The sequence below is a fragment of the Trinickia soli genome (assembly GCF_002879855.1).
Classification (GTDB): domain Bacteria; phylum Pseudomonadota; class Gammaproteobacteria; order Burkholderiales; family Burkholderiaceae; genus Trinickia; species Trinickia soli.
Window position 1 is genome coordinate 30,746 of the sequence record NZ_PNYB01000022.1, and the last position, 23,799, is coordinate 54,544.

21 protein-coding genes are annotated in these 23,799 nt (G+C 62.6%); 2 read left to right on the forward strand and 19 right to left on the reverse strand.

Going from position 1 to position 23,799, the window contains the following annotated elements; translation table 11 throughout:
- Window positions 1-72: 72 nt before the first annotated feature.
- Window positions 73-1,023, forward strand: coding sequence for an Hsp33 family molecular chaperone HslO (gene hslO / locus C0Z19_RS21620; RefSeq protein WP_102611947.1), 951 nt, complete (start codon window positions 73-75; stop codon window positions 1,021-1,023).
- Window positions 1,024-1,208: 185 nt separating this feature from the next.
- Window positions 1,209-1,595 (forward strand): hypothetical protein, encoded by a 387-nt coding sequence (locus tag C0Z19_RS21625; protein WP_425330242.1) that lies wholly within the window; start codon window positions 1,209-1,211, stop codon window positions 1,593-1,595.
- Between the two features lie 62 nt (window positions 1,596-1,657).
- Here the strand turns inward: C0Z19_RS21625 and ftsB are convergent, their stop codons facing one another.
- The 19 genes from ftsB to C0Z19_RS21710 all read right to left on the reverse strand — a co-directional run bounded on the left by ftsB (window position 1,658) and on the right by C0Z19_RS21710 (window position 23,790).
- Window positions 1,658-2,113, reverse strand: coding sequence for a cell division protein FtsB (ftsB, locus tag C0Z19_RS21630; RefSeq protein ID WP_102611887.1), 456 nt, complete (start codon window positions 2,111-2,113; stop codon window positions 1,658-1,660).
- A gap of 101 nt (window positions 2,114-2,214) precedes the next feature.
- Window positions 2,215-3,498, reverse strand: a complete 1,284-nt coding sequence (gene eno / locus C0Z19_RS21635) for a phosphopyruvate hydratase (RefSeq protein ID WP_102611888.1) — start codon at window positions 3,496-3,498, stop codon at window positions 2,215-2,217.
- A 47-nt stretch (window positions 3,499-3,545) separates the two neighbouring features.
- A complete protein-coding gene (gene kdsA, locus C0Z19_RS21640) occupies window positions 3,546-4,400 on the reverse strand; it encodes a 3-deoxy-8-phosphooctulonate synthase (RefSeq protein ID WP_102611889.1) in 855 nt (284 codons plus the stop codon).
- Window positions 4,397-6,055 (reverse strand): CTP synthase, encoded by a 1,659-nt coding sequence (gene pyrG / locus C0Z19_RS21645; protein WP_102611890.1) that lies wholly within the window; start codon window positions 6,053-6,055, stop codon window positions 4,397-4,399. The genes kdsA and pyrG overlap by 4 nt, the downstream gene beginning before the upstream one ends.
- 87 nt (window positions 6,056-6,142) lie before the next feature.
- Complete coding sequence (locus C0Z19_RS21650) at window positions 6,143-6,976, reverse strand: alpha/beta fold hydrolase (protein WP_102611891.1); 834 nt, start codon at window positions 6,974-6,976, stop codon at window positions 6,143-6,145.
- Between the two features lie 27 nt (window positions 6,977-7,003).
- Entirely contained in the window at window positions 7,004-7,144 is a 141-nt protein-coding gene (locus C0Z19_RS28315; protein ID WP_158243038.1) for a hypothetical protein, read from the reverse strand.
- Between the two features lie 210 nt (window positions 7,145-7,354).
- The gene (locus C0Z19_RS21655; protein WP_102611949.1) at window positions 7,355-8,191 is read right to left on the reverse strand and encodes a class I SAM-dependent methyltransferase; all 837 of its coding nucleotides are present in this window, start codon (window positions 8,189-8,191) and stop codon (window positions 7,355-7,357) included.
- An 88-nt stretch (window positions 8,192-8,279) separates the two neighbouring features.
- Window positions 8,280-9,257 (reverse strand): hypothetical protein, encoded by a 978-nt coding sequence (locus C0Z19_RS21660; RefSeq protein ID WP_102611892.1) that lies wholly within the window; start codon window positions 9,255-9,257, stop codon window positions 8,280-8,282.
- Window positions 9,257-9,682, reverse strand: coding sequence for a 3TM-type holin (locus C0Z19_RS21665; protein WP_102611893.1), 426 nt, complete (start codon window positions 9,680-9,682; stop codon window positions 9,257-9,259). Before C0Z19_RS21665 ends, C0Z19_RS21660 begins: the two co-directional genes overlap by 1 nt.
- Window positions 9,682-10,104 (reverse strand): glycoside hydrolase family protein, encoded by a 423-nt coding sequence (locus C0Z19_RS21670; protein WP_102611894.1) that lies wholly within the window; start codon window positions 10,102-10,104, stop codon window positions 9,682-9,684. The genes C0Z19_RS21665 and C0Z19_RS21670 overlap by 1 nt, the downstream gene beginning before the upstream one ends.
- Window positions 10,101-10,277, reverse strand: a complete 177-nt coding sequence (locus C0Z19_RS28515; protein ID WP_175083943.1) for a hypothetical protein — start codon at window positions 10,275-10,277, stop codon at window positions 10,101-10,103. Before C0Z19_RS28515 ends, C0Z19_RS21670 begins: the two co-directional genes overlap by 4 nt.
- 13 nt (window positions 10,278-10,290) lie before the next feature.
- Entirely contained in the window at window positions 10,291-12,768 is a 2,478-nt protein-coding gene (locus tag C0Z19_RS21675; RefSeq protein ID WP_102611895.1) for a putative phage tail protein, read from the reverse strand.
- 57 nt (window positions 12,769-12,825) lie between these two features.
- Window positions 12,826-15,300: a hypothetical protein gene (locus tag C0Z19_RS21680; RefSeq protein ID WP_102611896.1), complete on the reverse strand. Its 2,475-nt coding sequence runs from the start codon at window positions 15,298-15,300 to the stop codon at window positions 12,826-12,828.
- Window positions 15,297-17,099, reverse strand: coding sequence for a hypothetical protein (locus C0Z19_RS21685; RefSeq protein WP_102611897.1), 1,803 nt, complete (start codon window positions 17,097-17,099; stop codon window positions 15,297-15,299). Before C0Z19_RS21685 ends, C0Z19_RS21680 begins: the two co-directional genes overlap by 4 nt.
- On the reverse strand, window positions 17,099-19,618 hold the full coding sequence (locus tag C0Z19_RS21690) for a glycosyl hydrolase 108 family protein (RefSeq protein WP_102611898.1): 2,520 nt from the start codon (window positions 19,616-19,618) through the stop codon (window positions 17,099-17,101). The genes C0Z19_RS21685 and C0Z19_RS21690 overlap by 1 nt, the downstream gene beginning before the upstream one ends.
- Complete coding sequence (locus C0Z19_RS21695) at window positions 19,619-20,152, reverse strand: hypothetical protein (RefSeq protein WP_102611899.1); 534 nt, start codon at window positions 20,150-20,152, stop codon at window positions 19,619-19,621.
- Window positions 20,152-20,544: a hypothetical protein gene (locus C0Z19_RS21700; RefSeq protein ID WP_146012116.1), complete on the reverse strand. Its 393-nt coding sequence runs from the start codon at window positions 20,542-20,544 to the stop codon at window positions 20,152-20,154. Before C0Z19_RS21700 ends, C0Z19_RS21695 begins: the two co-directional genes overlap by 1 nt.
- 37 nt (window positions 20,545-20,581) lie before the next feature.
- The gene (locus tag C0Z19_RS21705; protein WP_102611901.1) at window positions 20,582-23,194 is read right to left on the reverse strand and encodes a phage tail protein; all 2,613 of its coding nucleotides are present in this window, start codon (window positions 23,192-23,194) and stop codon (window positions 20,582-20,584) included.
- Complete coding sequence (locus C0Z19_RS21710) at window positions 23,191-23,790, reverse strand: phage connector family protein (protein WP_102611902.1); 600 nt, start codon at window positions 23,788-23,790, stop codon at window positions 23,191-23,193. The genes C0Z19_RS21705 and C0Z19_RS21710 overlap by 4 nt, the downstream gene beginning before the upstream one ends.
- Between the last annotated feature and the right edge of the window lie 9 nt (window positions 23,791-23,799).

Below are 23,799 nucleotides of genomic sequence, written 5' to 3' on the forward strand. Positions count from 1 at the left end.
GTAAACATTTGGCGATTCCGCGCCGCTTCGCCGCCGGCCCGAGCCGGCGCGCTCATGATCGAAGGAAAAGTTGTGGACGACCAGTTGCAAAAATTCATGTTCGCGGCCGCGCCCGTGCGCGGTGAGATCGTCTCACTGCGTAATACGTGGCAAGAGGTGCTCACGCGTCGGCAGTACCCCGTGGCCGTACGCGACATCCTGGGCGAAATGATGGCCGCCTGCGCGCTGTTGTCGGCGAATCTCAAGTTCGACGGCACGATGATCATGCAAATCTTCGGCGACGGGCCGATCAAGATGCTGGTCGTCCAGTGCAGCTCGAACCTGACGATGCGTGCCACTGCAAAGATCGCAAGCGAATTCGACGAAACGCTGAGCGACAGCCTTTCGTTCGTCGAACTGCTCAACGCGAGCGGCCATGGCCGCTGCGTCATCACGCTCGATCCGCATGACAAGCTCCCGGGCCAACAACCGTATCAGGGCATCGTGCCGTTGAGCAGCCAAGACGGCCCGCTGCAGTCGATCGCCGCGGTGCTCGAGCACTACATGCACCACTCCGAGCAGCTCGACACGCGCTTGTGGCTGGCAGCGAACACCGAGCGCGCAGTGGGCATGCTGCTGCAGAAACTGCCCGGCGACGGCGGCATCATCCCCCATTCGGGCGACCATGACGCCGATACCTGGGAGCGCGTCTGCGTACTGGGCGGCACGCTCTCGCAAAAAGAGTTGCTTCAGGAAGAACCGCAGACGCTGTTTCGGCGCCTGTTCTGGCAGGAAAACGTGCAGCACTTCGCGCCGACGCTCACGCGTTTCGAATGCAGTTGCTCGCGTGAACGCGTAGGCTCGATGCTCAAAATGCTCGGTCATGACGAAGTCGAAAGCGTCATCGCCGAGCAGGGACGTGTCGAAATCCATTGCGAATACTGCAATCAGCGATACGAGTTCGATCCTGTCGATGTGGCGCAGTTGTTCGCAGCGACCGAAGTGGCTTCGGGCGTCGCGCCGGCCACAGGGCAGCGCCACTGAAAGCGTGTGGCCGCGCCAGCCCGATTGGCCCGACTCGGATGGTCGGGCCCGCTTCGGCCACGCTTCGCCGGACAGTCCCGCGGCGGTCGTCATTCGACTGTCACTCCGACTGTCGCTCGATCGAACAGTCGCTTGAACACTCGCTTGAACACTCGGGTCATTCGGAGCACAACGTGATGAACGCCATGATTATTCGCCCGCCTTCATCGTTTGCAGCCCTCTCGCGGCGGCTCACCTGTGCGGCCGCTTGTACGGCCGCCGTCGCCGCACTGTCGGGCTGCGTGATCGCGCCGCCGCCCGGCCCGATACTGAGCCGCCTGGCGCCGGGGCAACCGGGCGCCGCCGAAAGCGCACATCCGCTCTCGGACGCGGAGAAAAAGCGCTACGCGGAGATCGACAAGCAGGTGCTGCGCGAGCAGAACGAAGCGATGTCGGCAAATACGTGGGCGCGCTACTACGCGCCGTACTACTACCCGGCGCCCGTGACTTTCGGAACGTATTACGGCGGATGGAACAGCGGATGGGGAGTGGGCTATTCAAGCCCCGGGTACTATCCGGGATGGTGGTGGTAGCGGGCTGATACAGCGTTCAGATTCGCGGTTCATCCGCGGGTCCGCGCTCCAGGCTGCCACTTTCAGCCGGCGTTGCGGCCTTTCGGTGCCGTGGCGTGCTTCGCCTTGCCCGATGCGTGTTTCTTCGCCTTCGAGGGCTTCTCGCGCGAAACGGGATTGGGCACGACGCTGACGGGTGCGGCCGAGACCTCGCCTCGCGTCGAGGTATTGCTGGGAACGGTGGTTGCGGCGACGCTCGACGTGGCATTGGGCGAAACGAATTGCACGAACACTTCGCCGTCCTTCACCATGCCCATCTCGTAACGCGCCCGCTCCTCGACAGCGGCGGTGCCGTTCTGCAAATCCTGCGCCTCCCCCTCGATGCGTTCGTTGCGCAGCTTTTCGTCCGCATTCTTCTGTTCCTGAGCCGCCAATGCGCCCCGCAGTTCATGCACGCGCAACCATCCGCCATGGCCCCACCAGAGCGGATACTGGATCAGCGCAAGGAGGACAACGAGGGCAACGGTAACAAGGCGCATTCAAAAGGCCGCAAATTCAAAACCGCCTCGAGCGCTCCCCCCTTTCGGGGACAAGGCACGAGGCGGTATGCAGAAACGATCGAGTAGAAGGAAACGACGCTTTAACGAAGGTTATAGAACGTCGACTTGCCCGGGTAGCTGGCGATATCGCCGAGATCTTCTTCGATGCGCAACAACTGGTTGTACTTCGAAATACGATCGCTACGCGAGAGCGAACCCGTCTTGATCTGGCCTGCGTTCAAACCCACAGCGATGTCCGCAATCGTCGAATCTTCCGTTTCGCCCGAACGGTGCGAAATGACGGCCGTGTAACCGGCACGCTTGGCCATTTCGATGGCCGCGAACGTTTCGGTGAGCGTGCCGATCTGGTTGATCTTGATGAGGATCGAGTTGGCGATGCCCTTCTCGATGCCTTCCTTCAGAATGCGCGTGTTGGTCACGAACAGATCGTCGCCGACAAGCTGAATCTTCTTGCCGAGCTTGTCGGTCAGCAGCTTCCAGCCGTCCCAGTCGCTCTCGTGCATGCCGTCTTCGATCGAAACGATCGGGAATTTATCGGCGAGCGTGGCGAGGTAATCGGTGAACTCGGCCGACGACAACTGCAGGCCTTCGCCGGCCAGTTGGTACTTGCCGTCGTGGTAGAACTCGCTCGCCGCGCAATCGAGCGCGAGCAGCACATCTTCGCCCGCGCGATAGCCGGCCTTTTCGATCGCCTGCAAGATCGCCGACAAACATTCGGCGTTGCTGCCGAAGTTCGGCGCAAAGCCGCCTTCATCGCCCACCGCCGTGCTCATGCCACGATCGGACAGAATCTTCTTCAGTGCATGGAACACTTCGGCGCCGCAACGCAGGGCTTCACGGAACGTCGGCTGGCTGACCGGCACGATCATGAATTCCTGGATGTCGAGGCTGTTGTTCGCATGGGCGCCGCCGTTGACGATGTTCATCATCGGCACCGGCAGTTGCATCGCCCCCGAACCGCCGAAGTAGCGGTACAGCGGCAAGCCGGCTTCCTCGGCCGCCGCCTTCGCGACGGCCATCGACACGGCCAGCATCGCATTGGCGCCGAGGCGCGACTTGTTGTCGGTGCCGTCGAGCTCGAGCAGCGTCTTGTCGAGGAACGCCTGCTCCGATGCGTCGAGCCCCATGATCGCTTCGGAAATCTCCGTGTTGATATGTTCGACCGCCTTCAGCACGCCCTTACCGTTGTAACGGCCCGCTTCGCCGTCGCGCAGCTCGATCGCTTCACGCGAGCCCGTCGACGCGCCCGAAGGCACGGCCGCACGGCCCATCGTGCCTGATTCGAGCAGCACATCGCATTCGACGGTCGGGTTGCCTCGCGAATCCAGAATCTCGCGGCCGATGATATCTACGATTGCACTCATGATTTCCTCTAAGGATGACGATGAATTCTTCTTGCTTGACGGTGCAGTCAGCTGAAATCGCGCTCGATGAACGGAGTGCGTTTCACGACGGTATCCAACGCAACCAGCGTCTCTAGCAGGTCGGCCATGCGGCGCAGCGGAACGGCGTTGGGGCCGTCCGACAGCGCGCAGGCGGGATCGGGGTGCGTCTCCATGAACAACCCGGCCACGCCGACGGCCACGGCCGCGCGCGACAGCACGGGCACGAATTCGCGCTGGCCGCCTGAACTCGTCCCCTGCCCGCCCGGCAACTGCACCGAATGCGTGGCGTCGAACACGACGGGGGCGCCCGTCTCGCGCATGATCGCGAGCGAGCGCATGTCGGAGACGAGATTGTTGTAGCCGAACGACACGCCACGCTCGCAGGCGAGGAACCGGTCTTCGGACAAACCCGCTTCGCGTGCCGCGTCGCGCGCCTTGTCGATCACGTTCTTCATGTCGTGCGGCGCGAGAAATTGTCCCTTCTTGATATTGACGGGTTTTCCCGAGCGTGCGCAGGCATGGATGAAATCGGTCTGGCGACAAAGGAACGCCGGCGTCTGCAGCACGTCGACGACCGACGCGACCTGCTCGATCTCGTCGATGCCGTGAACGTCGGTCAGAACCGGGACGCCGAGCTGGCGCTTGACCTCGGACAGAATGCGCAGGCCGTCGTCCATACCGAGCCCGCGGAACGATTTGCCCGAACTGCGGTTGGCCTTATCGTACGAAGACTTGTAGACGAACGGAATGCCGAGCTTGGCGCAAATCTCCTTGAGCCGGCCGGCCGTATCGATCGTCATCTGCTCGGATTCGACGACGCACGTGCCCGCGATCAGAAAGAACGGCTGATCGAGGCCGACTTCGAAGTCGCACAGCTTCATGCCTTCTCCTTGCGCGCCTGGTGACAAGCGAGCGCCGCTTCGACGAACGACTTGAACAGCGGATGCCCGTCGCGCGGCGTCGAAGTGAATTCGGGGTGGAACTGCACGCCGACGAACCACGGATGCAGGTTGCCCGGCAGTTCCATCATTTCGGGCAGGTCCTCGCTCGGCGTGCGCGCACTGATGATAAGGCCACCGGCTTCGAGCTGCGGCACGTAGCGGTTATTGACTTCATAACGGTGGCGATGGCGTTCGTTCACATCCTTGCCGTAGATCTTCTCGGCCAACGTGCCGGGCTTGATCGGGCAGCGTTGCGAGCCCAGGCGCATCGTGCCGCCCAAATCCGACTCTTCGGTGCGCTTCTCGACACGGCCTTCGCGGTCGTGCCACTCGGTGATCAACGCGACGACGCGGTGTACCGTATTGACGTCGAACTCGGTGCTGTTCGCACCTTCCAGGCCGACGACATCGCGCGCGAACTCGATCACCGCGAGCTGCATGCCGAGGCAGATGCCCAGATACGGCACCTTCGCTTCGCGTGCATAGCGGATGGCCGCGATCTTGCCTTCGGTGCCGCGACGGCCGAAGCCGCCCGGCACGAGCACGGCGTCGAGGTGCTTGAGGCTGTCGACGCCCTCGGCTTCGATCTGCTCGGAATCGATGTACTCGATGTTCACCTTCGTCGACGTATGCACTGACGCATGGCGCAGCGCTTCGATCAGCGACTTGTACGACTCGGTCAGATCGACGTACTTGCCGACCATGCCGATCGTGACTTCGTGCAGCGGACGCTCAAGCTTGTCGACGATCTCGGACCACATCGACAAATCGGCCGGCTTCGGCTGCAGCCTGAGTTCCTCGCAAATGATGCTGTCGAGCCCTTGGTCGTGCAGCATTTGCGGGATCTTGTAGATGCTGTCGACGTCCCACACGGAGATGACCGCATCTTCCGGAACGTTCGAAAACATCGAAATCTTCTTGCATTCGTCGTCGGGAATGCGGCGATCGGCGCGGCACAGCAGTACGTGCGGCAAGATCCCGATTTCGCGAAGCTTCTGGACGCTGTGTTGTGTCGGTTTCGTCTTCAGTTCGCCGGCCGTTGCGATGAACGGGACCAGCGTCAGATGAACGAAGCAGGCACTGTTGCGGCCCAGGCGCAGGCTCATCTGCCGCGCCGCCTCCAGGAACGGCAACGATTCGATGTCGCCGACCGTGCCGCCGATTTCGACGATCGCCACGTCGGGTTCGCCGCAGGTGGCCGAGGCCGCGCCGCGCTCGATGAACGCCTGAATTTCGTTCGTGATGTGCGGGATCACCTGCACGGTCTTGCCGAGGTAATCGCCCCGACGCTCCTTGCGGATCACCGATTCGTAGATCTGCCCCGTCGTGAAGTTGTTCGCACGGCGCATTTTCGTGCTGATGAACCGCTCGTAGTGACCGAGGTCGAGATCCGTTTCAGCGCCGTCTTCGGTCACGAATACTTCGCCGTGTTGAAACGGGCTCATCGTGCCGGGGTCGACGTTGATGTAGGGATCGAGCTTGAGGAGGGTGACTTTAAGACCGCGCGATTCGAGGATCGCGGCGAGGGAAGCGGCGGCAATGCCCTTGCCGAGGGACGACACTACGCCGCCGGTGACGAAAACATATTTAGTCATCGCTGAATGCTCGCGGGAAAAACGGATTATACCTTAAGGCCCTACCGCTCGCGAACAGCGTCGGCGTGCAGCGTCGACGTCCCGCGACTAGCCGCCACCCTCCTCGCGCAGCCTGCGCAGCATGCCCAGCAACGCTCGCGCCGTTTCGATCGGTCGCTCCATCGGGAACAAGTGACTGCCCTCGATCCATTCGATGCGTCCATGCGCAGCGCGCGCGGTCGCTTCAAGCCCGACCTGCCGGATCTCCCTGGAATGCGTGCCCGCAATGAAGCCGACCGGCACGGGCGCGCCGTGCGCGAGGCGCGCGCCCAGCGTGCGCGGCAACGTTCGATAGATCCGGTATTCGATGTCGCGATCGAAGGCAAGCTGCCGCCCACTTTCGAGAGAGCCGTACGGCGATCCTTTCGGCGCGCCCGGCGGAATGCCGAAGTCGATGTAGTCGGACAGGACGCGCTCGTCCCAGCGCGCGAACGCCGGCTTGGCGTGGAAATGGCGCCATGCCTCGTCGCGGCTCGCCCACTGCGTGCGGCGCGTGCGCGTCGCGGCCGCCGGCGAAAGCCGCTCGTCGAGCCCCGTCCATTGCGTGAAGCGCAGCACGCTCGCACGCCAACCTGCGATCACGGGAGAATCGAGCATTACGACGCCGCGCACCTGGTGCGGATGTTTGAGCGCCGCCATCAGCGACAGATAGCCGCCGAGCGAATGGCCGACGAGCCACACCGGCCGCTCGTAGCGGCGACCGATATCGGCAAGCAATTCCTCGACGAGATGCGGCCAATCGCTCGTGACCGGATAACGCGGGTCGTGCCCGATCCGCTCGATGTACCGCAGTTCGTAATCGTCGGCGAGCTCGGCGAAGAGTGTGCGGTACGTCGACGCCGGAAAGCCGTTCGCATGGGAGAAGTGAATGATTTGTTTCAAGCGCCGCGGCCTCCCGGTCCGTTCGTGTTATCGGCCCATCCAGTAGCGCGCGTGCGTCTGGCGATAGCGTTCGAGCGTGAGCCGTCCGTCTTCGAGCGTGACACGCACTGCGCCATCGCGATCGGTTCGTGCGAGCGCAATGTCGCGCGCGCCGAAACGAGACCACACATGTGGATGGGGATGGCGAAAGCGATTGCGATAGCCTATCGCACCACATGCAATACAGGCACAGCCTAACACTTTGATTTTTCACAAAAAGTCTCGCGCCGGTCAGCATCGAGACTGTGCCACTTTGTTATTCTTTCCGCCATTTTCGCACCGTGCTGTAAGGATGCGGTCACATCCTGGGCACAGCGCCGCCCAGCCGGCAACTCAGCGCTAGGCGCGCGCCTTCGTGAAGACGAACTCATTGCAACCGAGGCCGCCCGCGCACGTCACCAGACGCTCAAGCTGGAAGCCGCGCTCGCGATAGAAATCGAAGACTTGTTCCGGCTTGCAGACTTCGAAGGGAAAGCCGCCCACCCAATCGATCACGTCACGGTGCGCCGACATGCCTCGCATCGTCGTGTACGTGCGCATCGTGTGGAACGGCCGAAAGCGAAGGAAATCTTTGATCGTCGTCGGGCCCCACAGCCGCGTGTAGGCTGGCACGAGCACAAGCCAACGCAGCGCAGGCGGCAGCGATACGTAGGCTTTCTTGACTTTCCACCACATCCGCGACGCGCGGCCTTGGTCGTTGTACAGCGCGATGAACAGCTTGCCGCCGGCGGAAACCAAAGGCGCGACGTTGCCGAGCGCCTCCCACATACGGCCGGTATGGTGCAGCACGCCCCACGAGTACACGATGTCGAATTGACCGAGGCGCTTAAGGTATGCCGCATCGAGCACCGATGCCTCGTTGACGGTCCATTGGCCATCGTCTTTGAAGTAGCGGCGCCGAAGCTCGGCAGTGCATGCCACCGATTGCGGATCGTAATCGAAGGAGAAAACCGTCGCACCAAGTCGCCGGGCCGCAAGCGAAAAAAGTCCGCTGCCGCTGCCGATGTCGATGAAGGTCTTGCCGGATAAGGAATCGACGCCGAGCATGGTGCGCAGGCTCTGCTCGGCTTGCGCAATACGATCGTCATTAAGAAGCGAAAGGAAGCGCGTCCAGTTGGCACCGAACTCAAAACGCTGGCCCGCCGAAACTTCGTCGCTGTGTGTTAGTTGCGCCATGATTGCCCCCGTCTTTTTGCGCGGCGTCACATTCTCGGAGCCGAGAATATAACACCGTGCCACCGATAAACGGGAAACAGCTTTTGCCTCAGTTGGTTCGCTGGGCGGCGATGAACCCGATCGCTGTATTAGTGGATACCGCGAAAGTCGAATTCACAATCAGGTAATAGGTTGTATTCGTCGTCACCCGAATCGGCATCGGATCAAGCGTTCCGCCCACTGCCGAGCCGGCAGGCGCAGAGAACGGAAGAAGGAGTTCCGCCACCTGTCCGGTGAAAGACGTGCTGGTCGGGCTGATCGCTGCGTTCACGACGGATTGCGTAGTCGTTCCAGCCGGAATCGTGATCGCTTGCCCCCATACCCGCCAGTTGCCCGGCGTCAGAGTTATCGACGTAACGTTATTCGTGATGCCACTGGTCAGTGAAACCGGCGTGCTCGAGTTAGTCGCGCATCCTGTCGGTGAACCGCCGCTCGTTACCTGAGCGCAGATCACCTCGCCCACGTTGCCGGCCGCGGCGCCCGAGCCGTTGGTCGGGCCGACGATCGAGGGGGTATTGATGGTCGGAGAATTCGCAAATACAGCCGCACCGCTCCCCGTTTCATCCGATAGGACACCGGCCAGTTGTGCGCTCGTTGTGGCCGCGAACTGAGAGAGATTGCCCGTCGTGCTGGCAGGGCTCGCCAGATTTGCACTATCCCACGGCGTGGCACCGTTGAAAGTCGGGCGCACACTGAATGTCTGTCCAAGCGTCCACGTATTGGCCGTGCTGAGCAGCGGGATCGTTGCGCCACTCGTGCCGATCGATGTCGTGGCCGCGCTCGTCAGTCCGAGATTCGTGCGTGCGGTCGCCGCACTCACGAGATCCGACAGATTGTTCGACGCAGTCAAACCGCCGAGGCCTGCCGCCGTGAGCGTAGTCCAGGCCGGCGCGGTACTTGGTCCAGTGGACGAGATAACCTGGCCGGAAGTCGATGCTGCTGGGTTGAGCAGCTGAACGGGAACGGTTGTCGCGGCGAACACCGCCGATGAAAGCGCGAGCAGCGCCGCGGTCAGAAGTCGTTTCATCACTTGCTTACTCCTTTGATCTTTTCCCAGCCGCGCGAGGCGGTATAGCCACAGAAGCACACGCCGAAGACTTGCCACAGCGCGTCTGGAATTGCTGCCAACCACGCACGCATTCCCTGCGCGATAGCTGTCGCGAGTTCCGGGCGCAGCGCTGCAACGACCCCCATCGGGATCGCCGCCAGGATCATCACGTACATCACGTAGAGAAACGACGGACGGGCCCGACTCGTCCACGGGTCTTTGCTGTTTGCTTCGGCGAGCATCACGCTCATTTGCTGCTGCAGCGTGGCGACAGCCGCGTCCGTTTGTGCCTTGATGATCGCGGCCTGAGCGGAGGCTTTCGCCTCGGGCGTCGGGAACGCGGCGTTGATTCCGTCATCGATCAGTTTCGAGACGCCCGCAATTGCATCGTCGATTCCAAGCATCACACACCTCCTGTTCGCATCATCTTCTCGAGACGGTCAGCGCGATCACCGACCTGCTTCGCCCAATTCGAGTTGGCCATTTCGTTGGCCGCTGTCTCGTAGTCGCCGGCCTTGGCTGCTGTGAGCATCATGTGAAAGCCGAGCAGCCGGCCGCCCATGTTGAAAGCCATGTTCAAGAGCACGCGCTGACGCACGTCGTCGAGTTGACGCCACCAGGGCAGATTGCCGTCGAGAAATCGCTCGGCGCGCGCGATGTCATTGGTGAGCATCAGGTCGATCTCGTCGTCCATGAGGCCCACGTCGTCGAGATTGCGACCGACGCCGCCGCTCGTCTTGCCTACCGTGTCCCTGTAGATCCGGTTGCGCCGGCCTTCGTCACGCGTAAGCTCAGCACGCAGCGCGGATTGATCGTAGGTGCTCATTCAGCCGCTCCTTTCCTACCCTTGTTGCGGATCAGGTAGAACGACTGCAGGCCGATGTAGAAGATCGTCGCTGCCGCTACCCACCAGTTGATGTCATGGCCCGCAAGCCAGAGCCAAACATTGGCCCCGACAGGGGGACTCGCCTTTGCTGCGCTTGCCGCTAGGTCTTTCACCGGTCCCCCCGACTCAAACGTAAATGTCGGCGCTGATATTGAAGTTCAAAGCGCCCGCACCGTTATGGGAAAGCGTGAACGTCTGCGCCGTGTTGTAGTTGAGCGCCACGGTCACAGCGCCGCCGATCGGGGCGTAGAAGACCGCCGGATTGGTTCCGCGCTTATCCGAGAAAGGCAGCTGTACCTGCGTGCCTCCGGGTGCGATAGGAACCGGCGTTTTCGTGGCTACGTGTGCGATGCCAGGCGACGGGTATGTGATAATCCAGTTCCCCGTAACGTCCCCATCGCGTCGCCCCGTACTAAAAGTGGCATTGCGGTACATGAGCACGTTCTGCGGGATATTGACCAAAGAATCGGCCGGTGCGATGTTCACGTTCTCGAACAGAAGCGCGCCGGTAGAAGTCATGAAGCCTCGACCGTCGAGCGCGAAAAAGCTGCCCGCGGCGGCGACCATATTCAGATTCTTAAACTTGATATCGCGCACCCGTTCACCGGTCCAATTAGACGAGGTGAAGGCCTGTACGCAGTTCTGCACGGCATTGCCGTTGGCGTTACCGCTAATTGTCACATCGTAGAGGTCGTAGCCGCGCGCGGTATCGTCGGGTGCGCCAGGTGCGCCAGGCGAACCCGAGTTGTATTTATTGATCGCCAGATATGCCCCCGGATATGTGCCGAGAAACATGTCGTATTCGATATGGATCCCGTGCATGATCGCGGGGCGCGAGGTAGCATCGGATTGAACAAAGTTAATCGCGACGGCATTCCCGATAGAAGCGCTGCCGTAGTTTTTGTACCTCACGTGAATATTTGAAGTCTCACGGAAGGTTTGGTCGGTGTAGCACGAAATATCGATGTCATCGAATGCCGTGCCGTTGTTAGAGTCGACCGAAACGTCGTGATTGCTGGCGTTGTACATAAAATAGCCGCGTCCGCAATTGCGGACGATGTAATCCCCGACGAAGTCGTCGCCATTCGCTTGCAGATTGGCCGGGTAAAACGTGCCGTTGAAGCTACCTGTCATGCGAATGCGCGCGGCATGTGCATTCGAAGTCCCGCTCGGGTACACGATCAGGCCGCCCAAGCCGCCCGCCTGGTTGACGTTCTCAAACTCAAGGTTGTATGACTGCGGATTCGCAAGCCCGGTCGTGGACACAGCGAAATGGACGACGCCCGACACCGTGGGAATGTTCGAATTTGCCGTGAGTCGCGCATTGATTGCCTTGAACCCCTGCACGTCGTTGAACACGTAGATCCAGGCAGTCGCGATATTCGTCGTACCGTTCGGATAAACGGCGTTGATGAGACCGCCGCGCTCGTAAATGACCGTGACGCCGCGGCATCCGGTGAGGTCCATGAGCGTCGCGCCGGCCGCGACGGGCGTCGTGAAGACATTGTGCGGTTGCGAGATGATGACGACGCCACCGCCGAGCACTCGCAGCACCGCTGCCATAGCCTGGAACGCGAGCGTATCGTCAGCCGTGCCGCCTTGCGCGTTGAACATCTCCGGGGTCATGACGGTCTTATCGAGCCGCTTCCAGCGGCCGCCGTCGCTCGCGACAATGACCAAAAAGCCGTCGTCGACCGATGTCGTATCGGCGCCATCCAGCTGATAGATTGAACCCGGCGCGGAGCCAACGTACAGCGCTCGGTCGTAGCGCGTTTTCGATAGCGCGCGCAACTCGGTGTACGAGCCGACCGTGCGCGCGAGTATCCCGTTCCAATTGATCTGGTCATCGCCGACGCTTTGGGTGGCCGGGACATTAAGCGAAAGCGTCGTGCCGATGCGCACATTGACGACCGACACCCCGTTCGGGATCGCCGTCGGGAAATTCAGCTTACTGCCGGAGATCGAGAAATCAGTCTGCGGAGTGCCATCCCAATAAACCCAGACGTTAGCGTCATTGCCGGGACTGCGCGAGAGCGTGAGCTGCGCCGTGACGTTGGGCGTGAAATCGGCGCCCGTTTTAAAACCGCGCGTACCGTCGATGCCGTTTTCCCAATTCAGGTCGCCCGCGCCGAGGCTCGAAGGAAGCGGCAAAAACGTCGGGTTGCCGTTGACATCGAACGCATAGGCCTTATTCGCGCGCTGGCCTGCCAGTGGCAACTGGCCGTCGATAACTTCGACAAGTGGAAAGCGCACGCTGCGACTTTCGTCCTCGGTCAACTTCTGCGCGATCATCGTCAACTTGTCGAGCCCGCGCTCGACCGAGTCGGCCGGAAACGGATCGTTCGACGGGAAGTCCGTGCTTTGCAACAGGTCCGGGCTTCGCACGAGCAAGATGCTCACGCCGACCGCTGGCGCGACCGTGAACGTCACTGTGCCGCCTTGCGTACTGCCGGCGCCCGTCACCGTGAAGCCGCCTTGCTGCTCGGTCGAATCGAGAAAGACATCGATGTCCGTCGGCGCAAGGAAGTAGTACGGAAACGGAAAGGCGACGGACGTTCCATCGCCGATGTAGGAAATGCGCGAATTGGTGGTCGTGACCGTCATGGTGTCCTCAAGGTGACTTGAGGACGGCGAATTACGTTCGGCGGTTCGTGGCCCGCTTCATCGAATCACGCTGCTCGGTGGCAGCAGGAACTCCTGGCTGTTTTGCGTCCGTACCTTCTGTTCCATGCGCGAAAGATACCCCGGATTCATCATTTCCTGCATACGATAAAACAGTAAATAGTCCAGGGCGATGCGCGTGTAGAACAGGTTCACGAAGGGCGTATTGTTCAATGCCACGCGCAGCGCGTCTGCGCCGACCTTGCCCGCGCGAAGGTTGCCGGCAAGCGCGTCATCACGCATCGACGTGTAGAGGTTCACGATGTCGTTTGCGGCGCCAGCCGTCGGCCCGGCCAGCGACGAGAGCATGCCGCCGCCGAACCGGTTGGCATCGCCAAACAGGAAGTCACCCATCAGACCCATGCCTCCGCCCTGCGCGAGCGCAGCGACGAAGATCTTGCTGTCCTCGGACGGGTCGTTCCCAGGCACGCGCGGTGTGCGCCCCTTCATGGCGTCCTTTGCGACCATCGAGCCGTAGCCGAATAGAGTAGACCACAGCACGAGATTGACGATGCCCATCGCCTCGCCGTTGCCATGCGCGAGCGCTGCGAGCGGGTTTGTGCCCTCGTAGCCTCGTCCGTAGATCTCGCGCCCGAAGATCTTCTGCAGGTACGCGCCGGTGAAGCTCTTAAATTGCGTGAGAAACCGCATGAACTCGCCGAGAAACGTCCCAGGCTGAGTGCCCTGCAACATGATTGCCCGGGTCTTGGCATCCGGCTCCAGTTGGAAAAAGCCGGTGCGATCGTTCAGGTATGTCTGGATCGCATCGGCAACCTTGGGATCTGAGATTGTATCGGGAGCGATGTACGCGCGGCCGTCGACCTGCATCTTCGCGGACGAGCGAGCGACATCCCACTTGGCCGAATCGATGCCGTAGAGGCTCAGCACCCGCTGATACTCCGGCTCGAGCGCTTCCCACGCTTTTCCGGCCTGCAGCGCCATGTGATGCGACATGCCCATGGCGGCCGCGGCGCGCATTTTCTCGGTCCACCATTGGCCCAGGTTAAGCCGGAAGAAGACGCGCTGCGCACGCGTAAGTGAGCCGGCATCCTCAAACGAACCGGTGCGCGCTATCTCGCCAATCGAGGACTCGAAGAAAACGCCCAGGCTCGCCAGCAGGTCGCGCCGTTCCTCGGTCTTCAGGTTCGCGCCCATCCCCGCGACGGATTCGCCCATGCCCTGGAGGAACGAGCGCCCTTGATACTTTGCCTCGGACCCGTACGCGGCGATATCGTTGAACTGCGACATGATCATGCCGCCGAGCTTGGCAAGCGACTGCCAGGCGCGAATGTTCGCGCCGCGCCGTGCCCATAGAGCGCTGCCCGGAATGTTCATCGTGCCGTCGACGGCCTTCATGTACGTTTCGAGCTTGCCCTGCGCGCCTTTGATGCCGTCGATCTTCGAGAACTCGCCGGCGTCCTTGGCGTCCGCGACAAGCTGCTGCGCGATCGACTCCATCATCGCTTTCGGGTTCGGCCCGAGCTGGCGCAGCAAGCCAATTTGCTGCGTGCCGCGATCGAGTCCGGCGGCCACCGCCTCGCGCAGATTGCGCGCGCCGAACTGCTGGTTGTAATCGAACCATGAGTCGGCATCTTTGAAGTGCACCACGCGCGACTGGCTGAGCTTCTTGGCAAGGTTGCCCGGCCCCTTGAACGGCTGCTCTTCGATGCGCGAGATCGCCTTCATGTGATCACCGCTCGCGACGTTGTCGTAGATGCCGCGCAGCAGCTTGTCGACGTTTTGCTCGCCCGTCTCCGCCACCATGCGCGGCAGATCGAAGGTGCGCATTGCTGTGTCGCGCCACGTCTCGAATCCGGCGTCCCGCACGCGCAGCATGTCGTGCGACTGCCGGACAATGTATCCGGCTTCCTTGCCGACCCAGGCGCCCGCCTCGTTCGCGGCGTTGCGCGTCCATTCCTGCCACTTGTTGATGACCTTAGCGATGTCGGTCGCGAGCGGCGCGAGTCCCTTCGTGAGTTCCGCCTCATTGTCGCGCCCGATCGCCCACAGCGCGCGCGCCACATCACGATCCATCGTGCCGCTCGCGAGCACCTTGGTCGCGCCGATCTTCTCCAGGTCGTGCACGAAGCCGCCCAGCACCTTGTCACGCAGCGTCTTCTGTACGGCCATGACGGAATTGCGCGCACCTTGCTTCGCCCGGTTCACGCCGACGAGCAGTGCCTCAAGCCCCTCGGCCGGGCGCGCGCCGAACTGGTTTTTGACCCATTGCACGCGCTCGGCGCGGATCGTCGCGTTGATGAGCGCGTTGCGCCGCTGAATGAACGCAGCTTGCTTCAGTTCTTCTCCGACGCGCTGGGCGGCCATGACGGACACGTCGCGCGGCGAGAGGTCTGGGCGCTGGCTCGCGATCATGCGCTCGTGAGCCTGCAGTTTGGAAAAGAGCGCGTCAGCTTCGTCGTAGCCGACTTCGCGCCCGGCGCCGGCGTTCAGCGCCTCGATACAAACGTTTCTCATCGAGTCACCCCGCACAGCGCCGCGCCGAGAATGCCCTTTCCGAGCGCCTCGGCATCGCGCACGTCGGCGTCAAACGGTTCGATCTCGCGCGCGAAAGAATCAAGCGTGCGCTCGGTCGCGCCGCTTTGCTTTAGCTGATCCAGTGTCATCCGGTATTTTTCCTCGGCAGCTTTCATGCTCAATTCCGCACCCTCAGCCGCGCCGTCCTTAACGGCCTCCGGGATCTCTTTCAGTTTGGCGTCGACCGCGCGCGAGGCGACAGGATCGGCGACGGCGACGTTTTCCGGAGAGTTGAAGCGCTGCGCGGCCGCGCGATCGGCATCGGGCGACGGATCGAACATTTGCCGCACCGCGGCCTGAATTGGATCGCCCTGCAAGAGCTGCTCGGCGCGCTGCTGCACCGCGTCGTTGTAGCGCTCGGGAAACTCGCCGCGATCGAGCGCCGCCAGATCCTGCGCGGCCTGCGTCGCTTGCCGGTTGCTGTCGATCTGCTGCTCGAGGCGCTGCGCCTGCGATTGCAGATCGGCGCGCCGCGATTCGTGCTCGGCCTGCGCGCGGGCCTGTGCCTCGGAGAACTTGAGCTTTTGCGACTGCTGCAGCGCACGGATGTCGGACTTGGCCGGCTCGTCACCCAGCGCGTCGATCTGTGTGCGCAGTTGGTCAAGTTGATCGCGCATCTGCGTCACCGCGCCCGGCTCGGACGCGTTGGCCGCCTGCGCCGTGAGCTCGGCCTTCACCTGCGGTGCGACGTCATTGCGCGCTTGCTGTAAGGCCGTGGCCATGTCCGTCGGCTGCTGGCGCTCGGCCATGGCGTATTGCAGCGCCGGGTCAGCGCGCATCACCGGATCGACCGTCACGCCGCGCCCGTCGAGCAGTTGCGATACCGCCGTCGAGGTCGCCGCGATGCGCGTCTCGTGCGACACGCTATTGTTGATCCACGCCGCGCCCATGGGCGAGATCGGCACATCGCCCGTTTCCAGGTGCACGACGAGCGGCTTGGCCGCGGGCGCTGCCTCGCCAGTTGGTGCCAAATCTGGCACGGTTTCGGGAACGTCAGTCTTGACGACGGGCTTGGTGGGTGCGCCGAAGATCGAGTCGTGAACCGCTCCGCCGATCGAATGGAGGCCCGCGCCGAACGCTGCGCCGAACGCGACGTTTTCGAGCGCCTGCGTCATCGAGAAGTCGTCGCCGACGCTCTTTGCGACCTGTGACTCAAGCGGCTGCAAGAGCGCCGTGCCCGCCGCGCCTTCGCCGGCGCCGACTGCAGCGCGTATGCCGAAGCGCGCAAGGCCGCTGCCGGCGTCTGCAAGGAGTGCCGTGTATTTCATCGGCCCGATCACCGGCACAAACGACGCCGCGATATTGAGCGGGTCGAGCATGGAGGTCGCCGCCTGCACGCCAAAGCCCAGGATCGAGCGCAAGCCGGTCGGCGAGCCCGCGATCGCAATCTGCCGCGCGGTCTGTTCCTGGTGCCGTTGAATCAGCGAATCGAGCGTATCGGCGTACATGCCCGATTCCGGTGGCTGCATCTTTAGGCCCGCGGCCGTCAGGCGCTGCTGTGCGTTTGCCGCATCTAACCGTTGCTGGCCCGGATCATTGCCGTAGATCGGCATGCCCTCGGGCGTGTAATCGATGACCGTGTTGTCAGGACGCGCGCCTTCGATGTAGTTCCAGCGGTCCTTGATGCCTTGCAGGGCAGAGCCGGCCTGCGCGCTGAGGTAGTCGCCAAGCGGCGTTTGATAGTCGGTGATCGGCCGTAGTGGGGCCTGCGGATCGCCGTCGAGAACAAGGTCGCCCATCAGAAGACCGCCGGAATGTTAGGAAGGTCGGACGCAAACGGGTTAGGCGTCGAGGCCTTTGCAGGCGCCGCGAGCGCGCCAAACGTGCCGCCTACGGGCTTGCCGTCGCGCGTCTTGACGATCGACTGCGACACCGGATCGAACAGCGCCAGGCCCTTGCCATCGGCCGTCGTGATCCACTTGCCTTGCGACTTTAGGTTCGAGACATAGAGCGCCTTGGCATCCTCGGCGCGCATTGCAGCGGGCGCAGGCGGCAGGGTCAGGTCCAGATCGCCCAGACCGCTTTGGATCGCCTTGGCGCCGGTCATCACGGCGTCTGCATCGAATTGCGTCGGGATGCGCGCGCTGTCGCGGATCATGAACTGGCCGCCCATCAGTGCATTGAATGCTTTCGCGGTCGCGTCTCCCGGCGACATGCCTTGCCGCACGTATTGCAGGCTGAGCCGGTTTGCCGAGTCGTAGAGTGCACTGAAGGTCGACGCCCCGCCCGCCGAGTAGGCCATCGTCGCAGCAAACGGCTGCGCAAGCGTCTGCAGTTTGGTTTCGACGGCCTTCACGTTGGCCGGGTCGATCCCGTCCTTTAGCGCCTCTATCTTCGTGTTGGCGGCCGAGAGCACGAGCTGGCGCGTTGCCGGATCGACGCTATTACCCAGGTAGCCGAGCACCTTGGCGACGGGCGAGATCCCCTTCAGTTGCCCGAAGACATCGCCCCACTTATCGCCCCACAGTTGCGCCTGCGATTGGATGACCTGATCAGCCTGCGTGCCGCCGTTGGCGTTGATCTGATCCTCGAGCGTCTGCACCTGCAGCTTCGTGAGGATTTGCGGTTTGGGCACGCCAAGGCGCTGCTGCTCGGCGAGCGATGCCTGCGCGAATGCTTGGGCTGTCTGCGGCGTGGGATTGGCCGAGAACGCCTGCTGCGCACTTTGCACGGCCGGCGCGTTCTTCGCAGCATACGCGGCCGGATCTGCCTCGCGCTGCTGCAGCACCTGCGCGGCGGCGGCCTGAAGGATCTGGTGATCGTGAGCGGCCGTAGCGTAGCCGGGCCCGGGCGTGGGCGCGCGCGAAGTCACCATGCCGGCGATGTCCTGCATCGGCATGCCCTTCATGTTCGACACGTCGATCGCCAGTTGCTGGCCGTCCTGGTAGGCGCGATAGTGCGCGGGTGCTTCGAGCGGGCCATACGCGCTCACCAGCGTCTGGAACGAGACGGGCGACGGGTCCGATACGCCGTTGGCCGCCATCGATTGCGCATCCTGCAGGTGCGTGTCGAGTTGAGCCCGCGCGAGCGCCATGTTTTGGCTCTGCTGCGTCTTGGCCTGATTCCAAACCTGCAAGCGCTGCTCGAACGGCAGGTTTGCGAGGACTGGGTTGTCGGCCGGCGCGCTCGCTGCGCTGCCGAGTTTGAGCGCATCGTCGCTACGCTCTTTCCACATGGCTGTGTTGCCGTTAGCGCGATCGGACGGGATTGCGTCGTAATAGGCTTTTGCCAGGTCGTTGAACTTCGCCGGATCGTTACCGGCTTGCTTCAGCAGGTTATTCGCGGCGCCCGCACCCGCCTGGATCGCGAAGTTGTAGGCAACCGGCTGCATCGCGGGCGGCAGCGCGTCGCCGTGAATCGCATCCCAATAGCGCGTCTTGCGCAACTGCGTGGCCTGCTCTGGCGTGAGCTTCGATACGTCGACGTCCGGATTGGCCTGCTGATTGATGCCGAAGTTCGTCGGGCCGTGACCGCTGTCGTCTGCAACGAAGCCGCCTTCCTTCTGCGCGATGAATGCGTCCGCGCCGGCGAAGCCGCCCTGATACTGTCCGCCGGTCGCGGCATTGGCGCCCATGCCAGGCGGCCCGACGATCGAATCCGGGTTGCTGCGCGCGACCGAGGTCGCAGCGGCATAGGCGAGCGTCTTTTGCGCGTAGTCGAGCAGCCTGTTGCTGTGCTCGGGACCGACCTCCGGCATCGTCTGACGCACCGCGTTCATCGCTGTGTCGTACTGCGACGGGTCGTTGAAAACGACGTTTGCCCAATTGTTGATTGAGTTCGTCTGCGTGTTGATGCGATCGCCCAGGCGTGCCTGCGCTTCGAACGTGATCGCCTGCGAGCCGACCTGTGTGCGCAGCGTTTGCAGGCTCTGTTGCAGGAAACGTCGCGCAAGTGGCGTCGGCGCATTCTCAAGCGTCTTATTCGTGTAGTCGTCGAAGTCGTTCAGGACGGAGGGTGTGAAGCCTGCCGCGCTGCCTGTGGCCGCTTGCTGCCTATCGGTCAGGTTTTGCTGCCAATCCAGGTGCGCTTTCGAGAGCGTGTCTCCGGCCCACGTCTTGGCGTCCTGCTCTTGCTGCTCGGAGAGCAAGCGCTCGTTCGCCTTCTGGCGAATCATCATGCCTGTCTCGAGCGACTCGGCGCCTTGCCCGAGATTGGAGATCGCCGCGCCCATCGCGCCGGAAACCTGCAACGGCTCGGCGCGCGGAAGCGGCTCACCGCCGCCGACATTGACCTGCTGATTGTAGAGTGGGATTTGCATTTAGCGGGTCGCCAAAGTGCCCATCGGGCGTGACCGGTAATAGTCAAGCTGCGCCTGACGCGTCGAGTAGTTTCCGTACGATGAGAGCGCGGCGGCGCCCGCGTTTAGATAGCCCGCCGTCATCGCCGTCGAGGCGTTGCGCCGATCCTGCGCGGCCTGTGCCTGGTCGAGCATCGATTGGGACTGCAGGCCCTGCGCCTGAAGTTGCGAGCCGTAGCGGATATTGAGCGCGTCGAGTTCAGCGTTCGTCGCGGATTGCTTATAGAGATCGAGCGCGGACCCCGAGGCAAGGTCGACGCCGGATTGAGCCATCGCCGCATTCTGGTTGCCAAGCGCAAGAGCCGCCTGACGCCGCTGCGATTCCTCGTTGGCGTTGCCCTGCTGCAGCGCCACTGTCGCGCGGCTTTGATCGGCCAGCGCGTTGTAGGTTGCGGCATTGGCCGAGGCGTCGGCCTGGGCCGATTGCGCCTGCGCGCTTTTGAGCGCACCGACAGCGGACACAGCCGCGATGATGAAGGGGATTGCGACAGCCATTATCGGATCCTCACGTACATGGATTCATCTCCACCGTCTGGACGATAGCCGCGCATCACCGGTGTCTCGAGCGTAAAGCCGAGCAGCGACAGCCAGCGGTGGCCCTCTTGGAAATTCACATCACACGTTGCCTCGATGCGGCGCAGCGTCGACGAATCGAAATAACGCTTGGTGGCGTAGTGCACGCGGCGCATCACATCGCCGCCAAGGTCGCTCGCGAGCAGCGCCCACGCCGTGCCGCGGCCTTCCCAGATTGTCATGACGCCGCCGCACATCACGGCCCGTGCTCCTACGAACGCCGTGAAGGCGTCCGTTGTCGCCAGCATTTCGGCGTAGCCCGGCGATTGGATGAACGCGCGCATCGGCTGCTGATGCGGCTGCAGCGCGAGCATGGACAAGTGCGCCGGCTCGAAGGGTTCGACGTGAAAATCATCCGCGGTCATAGGTGGTCACCTGCGGCAGGATCGCGACGATGGTCGATGGAAGCGGATACGGCTGCGTGATGCACACCCATGGGTTGCTGTCGTAGTCGTCTGGAAAGTCGAACAGCATGTCGCCGGTATAGAGCGGCGGCGCGTTGTCCATCGGATCGAGGGCATTTCGGAACTGCCCTTCGTCCATGCTCGCGAAGCTGCTACCGAATTGCAGCCCCAGCGTTTCGAGCACGCGCACGACGACCTGATTGATACGCGCCGACTTGCCTTGGCTCGTTCCGTCCGCGCCGCCCGCATTTAAGCGCATCGTCTGCAGGCGCCCAGGACAGGCAAGCCCGACATGCACCTTCGAGCCAGGGTTCTGCAGCGTGATCTGGCCACCACTCACAACGCGAGACGGGTGCGTCGCTCCGTTCACAAGCAAATCGACCGTCTGCCCCTCGAGGTGCGAGAGGCCACCGATCGTTGTGACCGTCATGCGCCAAGCATTGGCCGCGATGGGCGAGAGGTTGGGAAACACAGCGTCGATCGTGCAGATGACGATGTTTGGCGAGACGAATGTCGTGATTGTCGCCTTGGCCGTGTGGAATTGCGTAACCGTGTTACCACTTACGTCCAAGGCCGGTGCGGTGTAGCGATATTGAATCTGGCGCCCTACGTCGGTCGAGGCCCAGACCGATGCAGACGCTGTGAATTGCACGCCCTGGGTATGCGCAACCGTCGCGCCGGCGCCGGGTGTGAGCGACCCGTCGATTGTGTTATCGAGCGTAAGGCCAGCATCCACGTAGAAGCCGTCCTCCGGATCATCGCCTGCCCTGCGCTCCCATTCGAGATAGCAGACGTAGCGCTTGGTAACGCCCGCGATCGTGAAATTGATGATCGCCCACAGTTCGTCGCGAGAGCCGTCCGGTGCGGGAATGACAGCCAGGGTTTCGACCTTGCCGCCGCCGCCGATTGGATGACGGTGCCAGCCGCCGTGAGGCGCATCCGGATACTGCTCGCGCGAATACGTCATCGCGACGAGCGCGCCGTCGGAACGCACCCCCCAGTTCACCGAGTACGGCTCTTGCTGGTAGACGATCTGATTGAGTTGCGGCTGCGGAATATGCTCGGCAAGCATCGACTGGTCGTTCGATTGGAAGTCACCCGACATCAGATCGTAGGAAATGTCGCGCAGCTTCGTGCCGGCGCGCTGCACGAATAGCAGCGTGCGACCCACGTGAGCGGGCTTGGCGTTGCGCGAGCCAAACGACGAGATCGGCGGCGCGCTGACGTTATCCGGCCCGAACGGTTGATTCTCCGTCAGCGACTTGACCACGAACTCGCTCCCCGCTGTGCCGCACACGAGTGCCTCGATGTTGCTGTCGTACGGCTCGATCCACTGAATGTCGTTCACCTGCGAGGATGCGAGCGTCGCGGTGATGGCCATATCGGTCGTCACCAAGCCGTTCAGGTCCTTGGCGCTGAAATTCTCGAAGTCGCCGGCCACACCCAGCCAGACGGTTTGCTTGCGCGCAAACACCAGGCGCTGCCGGAACAGGCTCACGACCGAAGGCCAGCCCTCGACGTCTGACCATGCGCCGAACGCCCAATTGACCGAGGCGTTACCCGAGCCGACCGCATCGGCGGGCAGTTGCGCCTGAGAGGTTGCCGTCGTGATCGGCACGACCGTACCCGTTACCTGCGTGGCCGACGTGTAGCCGGTGATGAGCACGATGCCAAAGCCGGGGTCTTCGTAGTTCCATTGCACGCCGACCTGCGCATCGATGCCGGTCGTCGATCCCGACGGCACGTAGTAGTTTCCCTTCACCACGTTGCCGCCGTCCCATAGCGCGCCCTGCGTGTGCACGGGCTTGTTCGGGCCGGTGACACGAATAAGCGGCGCGGTTGTGTTCGGGCTCACGGCCTTATAAGTCTTGCCGTCGGAGATGCGCAGATCGCCGTTATTGATGACTTCCGGCTGCATCCACTGCGTCGTGGCCGCCGCCGACTTGCGGCTTAGTTGGAACAGCGAGCCCACATGCCCGGGCTGAAAAATGCCGCTTGATGCTGTGAGAGTGACGCTGCCGGTCTGAGCCGACGCATAGACGGTCGTGCTCGAGGTGTTCGCAGTCTTGAACGGGCCGCCGATCTGCTGCATGGTCGTGAGGGACCAATTCGTCGGGCCAAGGCGCGAGAGCTTGCGCGGCGCGTAGCTCGGATGCGTGATGTAGACGACGTCTGCGGACTCTACGAAGTCGAGCGTGAACAGGCCGTCGGCATCAAACAAATCGGCCGTCGACCAAGGCGATGCGATCTCATAGGGCGCAGCGCCGTTGAGCACCTGGCCGTGGTTCGCCCAGAAGCGTATGTACTGGTTGCCGAACTCCAGCACGTAGGCCTGCGTCGTGTTGAATTCGAACCGCACAAGCCACGTCTTGGCCGTCTGGTCCTTTACCGTGCCGATAAAGCGAAACCCGCCGCGACGCATCGCGGGGCCCTGAATGAGTGGGATATAGTTCTCGCAGATCTTCAGGCCAGCGCTGTATTTGGCGATGTCGACGCGCCCCTCAAGCCTGGGCGAGAGCTCGCCCGAGTTGAAAGAGCCGAGGATGGGAGAAGCTCTCATATCCGGATCAGCATCCAAGAATCGTCGGGGAAGCCCTGCGGCGGGCGCTCGATCGCGCCGGTCGCCACAGCGTCGCGCAACGCGGCCGTGTAGTCCTGCTGGGCGGTCTGCTTCTTCGTGTTCGACTGCGTGATTTCCTCGCATGCCTCGTAGGCGAGCTTGGCCGCGATCGCCTCGACGAAGAGCGCATCCCAGACGCCCGTATCGGGCACGTCCTTGATATAGCGGATCTTGAGCGGCGCATTAAAGACGGTCAGCAGCTGATTGCCTTCGATGACGTAGGCGCTGTCGTCTTGATCGCGGTAGTCGGTCAGGCCCGGCACGGCGAACGTGTCGTTGACCTGCACAAGGCGCAGGAAGTCGGAGGGAAGCTGAAAGGCGTTGTTATAGCCCCAGGCTGGCGCCGGCGTGATGGCGGGGAGTGTCGTGCGCACGGTCGCGAATTGCCAGATCTTGCGGCGCAGCTCGGCCTTGCGCACGGTATCCCAGAGCGCGTTCATGACGCGCGCGCCCTTGCTGTTATCGAGAATACCGGTAATGCGCGCAGCGCCGATCTTCGTGAGCGCGCGATTGCAGACTTCGGTTTGCGAGGCCATGGCTCACCG

Bases quoted from the DNA above. Each gene is read 5' to 3' on its own strand.
- C0Z19_RS21625 (WP_425330242.1), top strand. From the start codon at position 1,209: ATGATTATTCGCCCGCCTTCATCGTTTGCAGCCCTCTCGCGGCGGCTC.
- C0Z19_RS21710 (WP_102611902.1), bottom strand. From the start codon at position 23,790: ATGGCCTCGCAAACCGAAGTCTGCAATCGCGCGCTCACGAAGATCGGC.
- C0Z19_RS21695 (WP_102611899.1), bottom strand. From the start codon at position 20,152: ATGGCTGTCGCAATCCCCTTCATCATCGCGGCTGTGTCCGCTGTCGGT.
- C0Z19_RS21665 (WP_102611893.1), bottom strand. From the start codon at position 9,682: ATGCTTGGAATCGACGATGCAATTGCGGGCGTCTCGAAACTGATCGAT.
- ftsB (WP_102611887.1), bottom strand. From the start codon at position 2,113: ATGCGCCTTGTTACCGTTGCCCTCGTTGTCCTCCTTGCGCTGATCCAG.
- C0Z19_RS21690 (WP_102611898.1), bottom strand. From the start codon at position 19,618: ATGCAAATCCCACTCTACAATCAGCAGGTCAATGTCGGCGGCGGTGAG.
- C0Z19_RS21670 (WP_102611894.1), bottom strand. From the start codon at position 10,104: ATGAGCACCTACGATCAATCCGCGCTGCGTGCTGAGCTTACGCGTGAC.
- C0Z19_RS21660 (WP_102611892.1), bottom strand. From the start codon at position 9,257: ATGAAACGACTTCTGACCGCGGCGCTGCTCGCGCTTTCATCGGCGGTG.
- C0Z19_RS21655 (WP_102611949.1), bottom strand. From the start codon at position 8,191: ATGGCGCAACTAACACACAGCGACGAAGTTTCGGCGGGCCAGCGTTTT.
- C0Z19_RS21705 (WP_102611901.1), bottom strand. From the start codon at position 23,194: ATGAGAGCTTCTCCCATCCTCGGCTCTTTCAACTCGGGCGAGCTCTCG.
- eno (WP_102611888.1), bottom strand. From the start codon at position 3,498: ATGAGTGCAATCGTAGATATCATCGGCCGCGAGATTCTGGATTCGCGA.
- pyrG (WP_102611890.1), bottom strand. From the start codon at position 6,055: ATGACTAAATATGTTTTCGTCACCGGCGGCGTAGTGTCGTCCCTCGGC.
- C0Z19_RS21700 (WP_146012116.1), bottom strand. From the start codon at position 20,544: ATGCTCGCGCTGCAGCCGCATCAGCAGCCGATGCGCGCGTTCATCCAA.
- C0Z19_RS21685 (WP_102611897.1), bottom strand. From the start codon at position 17,099: ATGGGCGACCTTGTTCTCGACGGCGATCCGCAGGCCCCACTACGGCCG.
- kdsA (WP_102611889.1), bottom strand. From the start codon at position 4,400: ATGAAGCTGTGCGACTTCGAAGTCGGCCTCGATCAGCCGTTCTTTCTG.
- C0Z19_RS21680 (WP_102611896.1), bottom strand. From the start codon at position 15,300: ATGAGAAACGTTTGTATCGAGGCGCTGAACGCCGGCGCCGGGCGCGAA.
- C0Z19_RS21675 (WP_102611895.1), bottom strand. From the start codon at position 12,768: ATGACGGTCACGACCACCAATTCGCGCATTTCCTACATCGGCGATGGA.